General features: G+C 65.5%; 8 protein-coding genes. 5 read left to right on the top strand and 3 right to left on the bottom strand.

All coding sequences use genetic code 11. From position 1 onward, the window contains the following. Positions 1–58: 58 nt before the first annotated feature. The 3 genes from WMN78_RS01235 to WMN78_RS01225 form a co-directional block, all read right to left on the bottom strand. On the bottom strand, positions 59–895 hold the full coding sequence (locus WMN78_RS01235; RefSeq protein ID WP_340531551.1) for an alpha/beta hydrolase: 837 nt from the start codon (positions 893–895) through the stop codon (positions 59–61). 85 nt (positions 896–980) lie between these two features. Continuing rightward, positions 981–1,835, bottom strand: a complete 855-nt coding sequence (locus WMN78_RS01230; protein WP_340531558.1) for an alpha/beta hydrolase — start codon at positions 1,833–1,835, stop codon at positions 981–983. Between the two features lie 26 nt (positions 1,836–1,861). Continuing rightward, the gene (locus WMN78_RS01225) at positions 1,862–2,728 is read right to left on the bottom strand and encodes an alpha/beta fold hydrolase (protein ID WP_425341097.1); all 867 of its coding nucleotides are present in this window, start codon (positions 2,726–2,728) and stop codon (positions 1,862–1,864) included. Between the two features lie 284 nt (positions 2,729–3,012). Between WMN78_RS01225 and lysS the strand changes: the two genes are divergently transcribed. The 5 genes from lysS to WMN78_RS01200 all read left to right on the top strand — a co-directional run bounded on the left by lysS (position 3,013) and on the right by WMN78_RS01200 (position 10,611). Further along, positions 3,013–4,542, top strand: a complete 1,530-nt coding sequence (gene lysS / locus WMN78_RS01220; RefSeq protein WP_340531549.1) for a lysine--tRNA ligase — start codon at positions 3,013–3,015, stop codon at positions 4,540–4,542. Between the two features lie 2 nt (positions 4,543–4,544). Continuing rightward, a complete protein-coding gene (locus WMN78_RS01215; RefSeq protein ID WP_340531548.1) occupies positions 4,545–4,757 on the top strand; it encodes a hypothetical protein in 213 nt (70 codons plus the stop codon). Positions 4,758–4,893: 136 nt separating this feature from the next. Next, positions 4,894–5,220 (top strand): histone-like nucleoid-structuring protein Lsr2, encoded by a 327-nt coding sequence (locus WMN78_RS01210; RefSeq protein WP_028270336.1) that lies wholly within the window; start codon positions 4,894–4,896, stop codon positions 5,218–5,220. 383 nt (positions 5,221–5,603) lie between these two features. Next, positions 5,604–8,096: an ATP-dependent Clp protease ATP-binding subunit gene (locus WMN78_RS01205; protein WP_340531547.1), complete on the top strand. Its 2,493-nt coding sequence runs from the start codon at positions 5,604–5,606 to the stop codon at positions 8,094–8,096. Between the two features lie 394 nt (positions 8,097–8,490). After that, positions 8,491–10,611: a S9 family peptidase gene (locus WMN78_RS01200; protein ID WP_340531546.1), complete on the top strand. Its 2,121-nt coding sequence runs from the start codon at positions 8,491–8,493 to the stop codon at positions 10,609–10,611. The last annotated feature ends 21 nt before the right edge of the window (positions 10,612–10,632 follow it).

The following is a 10,632-nucleotide window of genomic DNA, read 5'->3' as shown; positions in this document are numbered from 1 at the left end:
GGCCCCAAAAAGCGGGGCCTCAAGTGTCCGTTCGCGCTGTGTAGGCAGTGAAGCCGGGTCAGCCGGCGAAGAACTCGCTCAGTTCCGTGATCAGCTTGTCCGGCGCGCGGTTCACGCCGTCGTGGCCGGCTCCGGGCAGGATGGTGTAGCTCGAGCCGGACAGGACGTCGTGGATCTGGCCGCACGCGATGCCGAAGTAGGCCGGGCTCTTTTCGCCCACGATAATGAGGGTTTCCAGCGGCAGCGCCAGGAACGGCTCAGCCGGCATGTCCGCCGCGATGATCGCCTTGATCTCGCGAACCCCGGCCTTCATCAGATCGCGCTGCTGCTTTCCGAGGGGTGTTCCGGCGGTGAGCTTGTTGGCCAGCGTCAGCATCGAGAGCGGCATCCGTGAGGACAGGGCGCCGCCGGTTTCGAGGCCTCTAAGCAGGACGGCAAGGGCGCGGTCGTCGTCGCCGGCCGCGGTGGCGCGTTCGTATTCGGGGATCCAGTCGGCCTTAACGCTGTGGTTGACGGAGACGGCGGGGTCGTAGACCGCCAGTCTTTCCACGGGCAGCGTGCGTGCTGCGTGCAGCGCCACGGCGCCGCCGAAGCTGTGCCCGAAGACGTCCGTGCTGGCCGTGTGCCTCATCACGGTGTCGAGGTCGCGGATGTCCACGTCCAGCGTGTAGTCCGCAGGCTGCGGTGATGATGCTCCCCGTCCGCGCCGGTTGAACGTGTGCACCGGCCGGCCCAGCGAGGCACTCAGTTTCTGGGCAAAGCGCGTGTAGTCCGCCGCGGTGACCATTGAAGCCTGGACGACGACGACGCCCGAGCCCGCCGAGGCCAGTTCGGCTCCGGTGGTGTAGAGCTCCAGCGTTCCGCCGTCGGGTGTTTTGATGTTCTCGCGCGTCATGTTCCGAGCCTACCCGGGGCGGCAGGAACCGCGCAGTAGCGGGGCGGGATACACAGGGAAGCGGCAGGAAACGACCGGGGGCCGGTCAGCCTTTGAAGTATTCGGAAATGTCGGAGACGAGTTCCTTCACAGCGGCCGGGATGGAGCCATGGAAACCTTTGGGGGACAGCTCATAGGTGCTCCCCGGCACGGCGGCGTGGAGGCGCTGGGCCGTGACCTTGTAGTAGCTGGGACTTTTGCCGCCCGCCATGAAATGGGTGGCGGCCGGGAGGACGCTAAAGTCCCGGGCGTGGTCGGCTTCGTTGTAGGCAGCCCGTAGCTCTCCCACTGCGCTGGGCATTACCCCGCTGAACATTCTGTTGAGCCTGGTGCGGGACACGAGCGCCATCAAACCGGCAAGGATGGGTTCGGGGATCCGGGCCATCGCTGTTCCGGGCTTTGTGGCTTTCTTCATGTGTGCCAGGGCGTGGCCCACCTTGCCGCTGTTGACGGCCTGTTCAAACCCGTCCAGCCAGGCGGTGTCAATGCTGCCGTCGATGTTAACGGCGGCGTCGTATACGGCCAGCTTGTCCGGCATATAGGAGGTGCCGGTGAACTCCTGGACCGCGTTCAGCGCCACGGAACCGCCCAGGCTGTGGCCGAAGAGGTTGCGTGCGCCGGTGGCGTCCATGATGGTCCGGACATCGGCAATCTCGGTGGCCATGGAGTAGTCCGCCGGCTGCGGGGTTGAGTCGCCGCGGCCGCGCCGGTCATAGACGTCCACCGCCCAGCCCTCGCCCAGGCCCTTGGACAGCGCCTCGGAAAAAGGCCGGTAGATCAGTGCCGTGAGGAACGCTCCGCCAATCACCACCACCCGGCGCTCGCCGGGGGCATCCGCGGTTCCGTAGCTGTACAAAGCCAGCCGGCCGCCGTCGTGCGTTTCGATGACCTGCTGCTTCACTGTTTGCTCGCGTTCGGCGGTTTCCTTCACGGAGCCATCCTAAAACGGCTGCCCTGCGGGAGCCGGGCGGCGCGGATGCGCTGGAGCCGCAGGTCGGCGTCGTTGGCGAGGAACCGCGCGGTGGTGAGGGCCAGGCCGTGCCCGGGACGGAGCGGACCCTCGTGCAGCTGCCCGGGGACCAGGGCGAACTCGATCGCCGGGACGGCCGCCGCGAGCTGGCGTCCGGTCTCAGCGAAATACGCCGGGCTCCAGCCGCCGCTGAGCATTAAGGTGGGCGTGGTGACGCCGGCGAAGTCCTCCAGTTCCGCGTCGGCCTGGAGCACCGCCCGCATTTCGGCAACGGCCGTGGGCAGCAGCTGCCGCATTTCCGCGCCGAGGCGGGTCCGGGCGGACAGGATGCTCAGCATGCGCAGGGCTCCGAGCGGGAGTTTGGAGACCGGCCCGGCCGTTTCCAGCCCCTGGACCAAGTGCGCCCACGCGTGGTCGAGCTGTCCCGCCGCCATGGAATGCTCAAGTTCCGGCCGCCACCGGCGGCTGAGGCTGCCGGACAGGGAAACCGCAGCGTCATAGGTCACGAGCCGCCGGATGGGCTCGGTCCTGGCCGCCTGCAGGGCCACGAACCCGCCGTAGCTGTGGGCCACGACGTCCGAGGAGCCTGTGGCCTGCAGGACGGCACGAAGGTCGCTGACCTCCGTCGCCGCTGAATAGTCTTCTCGCTGGCCCGACGAGCCGCCGCGGCCGCGGCGGTTGTAGGTGTGAACGGGCCGTCCCAGCAGGCGTGCGATCTTCATCGCGAACGGCCGGTACAGCGCGTCGGTCACCAGGGTTCCGTGTACGACGACGACGCCGGGTTGCGCTGTTTCGTCCGGGCCGCCGTCAGGGCCGGCGGTCAGCGCGTCCTGCGGGCCGCCCGTCGCTGCGGGCACTCCCGGACGGTGAGGCGGCCTGAAGGAGTGCACCTGAAGGTGACCGTCGCCGTCGTCCGTCCTGATCGTCCGAGATTCCACAGCTCCGAGTCTATGCCCCACCCCTCAGCAAACTCAGCCACGAGTTTTTGTCCGGATAACGGGGGATAAGCGGCCCGTTGGAGCCACTATCCGGACAAAAACTCCCGGGTGAGGGGGATCGTGGGCGGCCGGAAAAACATGCCGGAGAACTCCCGGTAAACTTAGGGATTGTGACTTCCCAAAACACCCCCACCCCGACCAATGCTGCCGAACCGGCGGACGCCAGCGAGCAGATGCGCATCCGCATGGAGAAGCGCGCCAAGCTGATTGAACGCGGCGAGGCCTACCCGGTGGGTGTTGAACGCACGCATTCCCTCAGTGAGATCCGGGAGAAGTACGCACACCTCGAGGCCGACGAGACCACCGGAGACATTGTGGGCGTTACCGGCCGCATCGTGTTCATCCGGAACACCGGCAAGCTGTGCTTCGCCACGCTCCAAGAGGGCGGCACGGACGGCAAGGGAACCCGGCTGCAGGCCATGCTCAGCCTGGCGAACGTGGGCGAAGACTCCCTGGCTGAATGGAAAGCCCTGGTCGACCTCGGCGACCACGTCTTTATCAAGGGTGAGGTCATTTCTTCCCGCCGCGGCGAGCTGTCCGTGATGGCCGACTCCTGGTCCATGGCCTCCAAGGCACTGCGCCCGCTGCCCGTGCTGCACGCCGGCCTGAACGAAGAAACCCGCGTCCGCCAGCGCTACGTGGACCTGATGGTCCGCGACGAAGCCCGCGAGATGGTGTACACCCGCGCCGCGATCACCCGCTCCATCCGCGAAAGCCTGCACCGGCGCAACTACGTCGAGGTGGAAACCCCGATGCTCCAGCTGGTCCACGGCGGCGCCCTCGCCCGGCCGTTCGAGACCCACATGAACGCCTTCGACCAGAAGATGACCCTGCGCATCGCCACCGAGCTGTACCTCAAGCGCGCCGTGGTGGGCGGCATCGACCGCGTCTACGACATGGGCCGGGTCTTCCGCAACGAAGGCGTGGACTCCACGCACAGCCCCGAATTCACCACGCTCGAATGCTACGAAGCCTGGGCCGACCAGTTCGTCATGGCGGACCGCATCAAGGAGATCATCCTCGACGCCGCCGACGCCGCCGGCGTGGGCCGCACCATCCAGACCGAAGCCGGGGAGATCAACCTCGACGACGAATGGAAGTGGCTGGCCGTCTACCCGGGACTTTCCGACGCCGTGGGCCAGGAAATCACTCCGGACACCACCGTGGAGGAACTGCGGGCCGTGGCGGCCAAGCATGACGTCAAGGTGGACCCTAAATGGGATGCGGAGAAGCTGGCCGTCGAATTGTTCGGCGAAATCGTGGAGCCCACCCTGCTGAACCCCACGTTCGTGTACAACTACCCGCCCTCCGCTCAGCCGCTCGCCCGCCCGCACCGCGAAGACGACCGCCTGATCGAAGCCTGGGACCTGATCATCGGCGGCATGGAGCGCGGGACGGCATTCTCCGAGCTCATCGACCCCGTCATCCAGCGGGAACGCCTGACCGAGCAGTCCAGGCATGCAGCCGCCGGAGATGTCGAGGCCATGCAGTTGGACGAAGACTTCCTGCGCGCGCTGGAGTACGGCGCTCCGCCCATGGGCGGCATCGGGCTGGGCATCGACCGCCTCGTGATGCTGTTCACCGGTGCCGGCATCCGCGAGACAATCCTGTTCCCGCTGCTGAAGCCCGAAGGACACTGACCGTGGAGTACGTTGCAGTCCTCCTGCCTTCGCTTGTGGTCGGTTTGCTCTTCTGGTTCGCCATGAAGTCGATTTTCAATGCCGACAAGTCGGAACGCCAGGCCGAAGCGCGGGCGCAGGCCGAGGCGGACGCCCGCGCGGCCGGATCCAATCACGGACAGAATGACGAACCGAATACCGGCACCAATGCCGGCAACGGGAACGGCACAAACTAATACTTCCTGTGTATTCCTGCGCACCATTCACAGGAACCTTTTGCCACTTTGACGCGTTGCCATAAACCGGGGGATACTTTTTACAGATACATCCTGCTTTTCTGCATACCCGTCCTTTCCAAAAGAGAGAATTTATATGGCACAGAAAGTAAAAATCATCCTTGTTGATGATCTGGATGGGGGAACCGCGGACGAAACTGTCCGATTTGGCCTTGATGGCGTCAGTTACGAAATTGACCTGTCCGGTGCCAATGCTGCAGAACTCCGCTCCTCGCTGGAGCGGTTTGTTTCAAGCGCGCGCAAGACGTCCACCGGCCGTGCCACCCGCACCAAGGTCTCAGGCGGCCGTAACCAGGACTCTGCACAGATTCGTCAGTGGGCCAGGGAGAATGGCTATGCGGTTAACAGCCGCGGCCGTATCCAGGCTGAAATTCAGGAAGCCTACCAGAAGGCTAATTCCTAGCACTGCCGCAGTTTTGCGTTGAAAAGCAATGCCCCTGCCTAGCGGCGGGGGCATTGCCATTTGAATGCCCGCCTGCGTCGGACCCTGCCGCGGTTAAGAGGGGGCGGCTGTTTAGGGGTTATTGCAGCGGGAACCTGCCGGGAACTAGTTGCGGAACTAGTCAGGGTGCAGGCAACTACGGTGCAATTTAAGCCCCGCAGTAAGCGGGATTCCCGGCCGTTATCAAAGCCAATAAGCGCCCGGTCCGGATGGTCCGGCACCCCCGCGGGCAGGCGCCGTCAACCCCGTACGCCGGTCCCGGGTTTCCCCTGTGGCGAACACGCTCCACAAGTCGGGGTCCGCCACGTAGCATCAAAGTACGTCGTAGCTAGGAGTGTGGCGAAATGTTTGAGCGATTTACGGACCGTGCCCGTCGCGTAGTTGTGCTTGCCCAAGAAGAGGCACGCATGCTGAACCACAATTACATCGGTACCGAACACATCCTCTTGGGTCTGATCCATGAAGGTGAGGGCGTTGCCGCCAAAGCTCTGGAGTCCTTGAGCATTTCGCTCGACGGCGTACGCGAGCAGGTGCAGGAGATCATCGGCCAGGGCCAGCAGGCCCCGTCGGGCCACATCCCCTTCACCCCGCGCGCCAAGAAGGTGCTGGAGCTTTCGCTCCGTGAAGCGCTGCAGCTGGGCCACAACTACATCGGCACGGAGCACATCCTGCTGGGGCTCATCCGCGAGGGTGAAGGTGTGGCTGCCCAGGTGCTCGTCAAGCTCGGAGCTGACCTGAACCGCGTCCGCCAGCAGGTGATCCAGCTGCTCTCGGGCTACCAGGGCAAGGAGACCACCGGCGCTGGCGTCGGTGCCGGCCAGCCGGAGGGCACCCCCGCCGGTTCCGTGGTCCTGGACCAGTTCGGCCGCAACCTCACCCAGGCCGCGCGGGAGAACAAGCTGGACCCGGTTATCGGACGCGAACAGGAAATGGAACGCGTCATGCAGGTCCTTTCCCGGCGCACCAAGAACAACCCCGTCCTGATCGGTGAGCCCGGCGTCGGCAAGACCGCCGTCGTTGAAGGACTCGCCCAGGCGATCGTCCGCGGGGACGTCCCGGAGACCATCAAGGACAAGCAGCTCTACACGCTGGACCTTGGGTCCCTGGTGGCAGGCTCCCGCTACCGCGGTGACTTCGAAGAGCGCCTGAAGAAGGTCCTCAAGGAGATCCGCACCCGCGGCGACATCATCCTGTTCATCGACGAAATCCACACCCTGGTGGGTGCGGGTGCCGCCGAAGGCGCCATCGATGCCGCGTCCATCCTGAAGCCCATGCTGGCCCGCGGCGAGCTGCAGACCATCGGTGCCACCACGCTGGACGAATACCGCAAGCACATCGAAAAGGACGCAGCGCTCGAGCGCCGCTTCCAGCCGATCCAGGTCAAGGAGCCGTCGGTCGCGCACGCGATCGAGATCCTCAAGGGCCTGCGCGACCGCTACGAGGCCCACCACCGCGTGACCATCACCGACGGCGCACTCGCCTCGGCCGCGAACCTGTCCGAACGCTACATCTCGGACCGCTTCCTGCCGGACAAAGCGATTGACCTTATCGACGAAGCCGGTGCACGCCTGCGCATCCGCCGGATGACGGCTCCGCCGGAGCTGAAGGCCATGGACGAGCGCATCGCCGAACTCAAGATGGAGAAGGAGTCCGCGATTGACGCGCAGGACTTCGAAGGTGCTGCCTCGCTGCGCGACAAGGAGCAGAAGCTCATTGCCGAGCGTGCCGAGAAGGAACGCCACTGGAAGACCGGCGGCATGGACGACATCTCCGAGGTGGATGAGGATCTCATCGCCGAGGTGCTGGCGAACTCCACCGGCATTCCGGTCTTCAAGCTGACCGAGGAAGAGTCCTCGCGCCTGCTGAAGATGGAAGACGAACTGCACAAGCGCGTCGTCGGCCAGAACGAGGCCATCAAGGCCCTGTCCCAGGCCATCCGCCGCACCCGTGCAGGCCTGAAGGACCCCAAGCGTCCGGGCGGGTCCTTCATCTTCGCCGGCCCCACCGGCGTCGGCAAGACCGAGCTCGCGAAGGCCCTCGCGGAGTTCCTGTTCGGTGAAGAGGATGCCCTCATCACCCTGGACATGTCCGAGTACTCCGAGAAGCACACGGTGTCGCGCCTCTTCGGTGCGCCTCCGGGCTATGTCGGCTACGAAGAAGGCGGGCAGCTGACCGAAAAGGTCCGCCGCCGTCCGTTCTCCGTGGTCCTGTTCGACGAAGTGGAGAAGGCCCACGCGGACCTCTTCAACTCGCTGCTGCAGATTCTGGAAGACGGCCGCCTGACCGACTCCCAGGGTCGCGTGGTGGACTTCAAGAACACCGTGATCATCATGACCACCAACCTCGGTACGCGTGACATCTCCAAGAGCGTTGCCACCGGCTTCCAGTCCGGCACGGACACGCAGACCGGCTACAACCGGATGCGCGCCCGGGTCACCGAAGAACTCAAGCAGCACTTCCGCCCCGAGTTCCTGAACCGTGTTGACGACGTTGTGGTGTTCCCGCAGCTGACCCAGGACGAAATCATCGAGATCGTGGACCTGTTCGTGGGCCGCCTGGAGAAGCGCCTCAAGGACAAGGACATGGGCATCGAACTCACCAAGGCTGCCAAGGTGCTCCTGGCCACCCGCGGCTACGATCCCGCCATGGGTGCGCGGCCGCTGCGCCGCACCATCCAGCGCGAGATCGAGGACCAGTTGTCCGAGAAGATCCTCTTCGGAGAGATCCACGCGGGCGACATCGTAGTGGTGGATGTGGACGGCGAAGGCGACGACGCCAAGTTCACCTTCGAAGGAAACGCCAAGCCGCGCATCCCGGAAATCGCTCCGAGCGTCTAAGCATCACCGCTAAGGCCCCGCCCCCTCTGCAATGAGCGGGCGGGGCCTTTGCGTTGGCCTGGCACCCGAGGCTGGGTCCGGAGCTGACGGCCGAGACATTTGCCGGCGCCTCGGTCGTTCCTCCCTTAGACGGCGCCTACACAAATGCCTGACCGGCAGCGCCTAACGTCTTTGCCTCGCCGTCCGCACCCCCCGAGCGGAGCGAAGGCGGCGGTGGCATTTGTGTAGCTTGCGTCAAAGCGACGAAGGAGCAGCAAGCGGCAAATGGCGCCGGTGCCGAAGCGCCCCGACGGTCGCCGCCCGCCTTGAGGAGGAGCGGGCGGGTTGTGAGAGCACTGTTTCACTAGTAGTGAACGTGCTGTGATCCGGCCCACAGTGGGTGTTGAATCTCTTCATGGCTTCTGAGGACTCAGCGATCCTGAGTGAACAACCCGCGACCCCTTTCCACGATATTGACCACTACCTGGCCATTCCCCGGGTGGGCGGGCTGACTTTGAGTCCGGACGGAAAACGGCTGGTGACCACCGTCGCCACGCTGAACTCCAAGGGCACCGAGTACGTGACAGCCCTCTGGGAACTGGACCCGGCGGGGGAGAAGCATGCCCGCCGGATCACCCGCAGCGCCAAAGGCGAGGCGGGCGCGGCATTTGCCTCCACGGGGGATCTCTACTTCACGTCGGCACGCCCCGATCCCGAGAACCCTGATGAGGACCCTGTTAGCGCCCTCTGGCAGCTGCCGGCGGACGGCGGCGAAGCCCGCGTGGTGCTTTCGCGCGCCGGCGGGGTCAGCCACGTGATGTCTGCCCGGGACGCCGGCGCCACCTTCGTCACGGCCTCCGTGCTGGCAGGTTCCCCGGACGAGGAAGCGGACGAGGCACGGCGTAAGAGCCGCAAGGACAACAAGGTGTCCGCCATCCTCCATAGCGGCTATCCGGTGCGCTACTGGGATGCCGACCTGGGCCCGGATCAGCCGAGAATTTTCGCCGTTGAGCCGGGGGAGGACAAGGAACGCGGCAGGCCGGCGACGGTGGATGCCGCCGCACCGCTGAAGCTCCGGAACCTGACGCCGGGCGTGGCAGGCATGCTCCGCAACGCGGATGCGGTGGCCAGTCCCGATGGCAAAACGATTTATACCAGTCTCGACAAACCACTCGCCAAGGCGGACTCACGTTCCGTCCTGGTGGCCATAGACGTGGCTACTGCAACGCAGCGGGTTCTGCTGGACCGCGAAGGCATGAGTTACTTCGCGGGTCCGGTGAGCCCGGACAACCGCACCCTCGTGGTGATGAGCGAATCGGACACCACTCCCCACCAGGCTCCGCAGGTCAAGCTCCACCTTCTGGATGTCAGTGCGCCGGGGGAGCCCGAAGCGAACCTCCGGCCGCTGGCCCACGACTGGGACCGCTGGGCCATCAAGGCGGCCTGGCTGCCGGACGGCTCCGCCCTTCTGGTGACAGCCGACGACGACGGCGCCTCCCCGGTCTTCCGGATCACCGTTCCGGAGTCTGCCGCTGAGGTGAGCGTCGCCCGGGTGACCCGCGACGCGGCCGCCTACACCGACGTCGTGGTTTCACCGGACGGGCGGAGTGCGTACGCGCTGCGCAGCTCGTACGAATTTCCGCCGGAGGCGGTCCGGATCGATCTGGCGAGCGGTGACGTCACCCGGCTTCCGGCCCCTGCTGAGCGCCCGCGCATCCAGGGCTCTTTGGAGCGCATCGAGGTGACGGCCGCCGATGGCACCCGGATTTCCGCCTACCTGGCCCTGCCGGATGGCGCCTCCGCGCAGAACCCGGCGCCGTTGCTCCTCTGGATCCACGGCGGACCCCTGGGCTCATGGAACGCGTGGACGTGGCGCTGGAACCCGTGGCTGCTGGCGGCTAAGGGCTATGCGGTGCTCCTTCCGGATCCGGCCCTGTCCACCGGCTACGGCCAGGCCTACATTCAGCGCGGCTGGGGAGAGTGGGGCAAGGCGCCGTATACCGACCTCATGGAAATCATGGATGCCGCGGTGCGGCGCCCGGATATTGACGCGTCCCGGACAGCTGCCATGGGCGGCTCCTTCGGCGGTTACATGGCGAACTGGGTCGCGGGCCAGACGGACCGCTTCGACGCAATCGTCACTCACGCCAGCCTGTGGGCACTGGACCAGTTCGGCCCCACTACGGACGCGTCGCAGTACTGGCTGAAAGAAATGACGGCCGACATGGCCCTGGCGAACTCGCCGCACCTGCACGTAGAGAAGATCAGCACACCCATGCTGGTCATCCACGGCGACAAGGACTACCGGGTGCCCATCGGTGAGGGACTTCGGCTCTGGTACGAACTGCTGTCCAAATCGCAGCAGGCAGCCGACGGCGACGGCCGGACGCCCCACCGCTTCCTCTACTACCCGGACGAGAACCACTGGATCCTGCAGCCGCAGCATGCCAAGGTCTGGTACGGCGTCGTCGAGCACTTCCTCGCGAAAAACGTGCTGGACCGGGACGTGCCTTTGCCCGCTGACCTGGGCTTGTGAGACCGGGGGCGGGGCGGTCGT

The organism is Arthrobacter oryzae (assembly GCF_037911235.1).
Lineage (GTDB): Bacteria > Actinomycetota > Actinomycetes > Actinomycetales > Micrococcaceae > Arthrobacter > Arthrobacter oryzae_E.
Note: the sequence above shows the minus strand (reverse complement) of the source record. Positions and strands in the feature narration are given on the sequence as shown.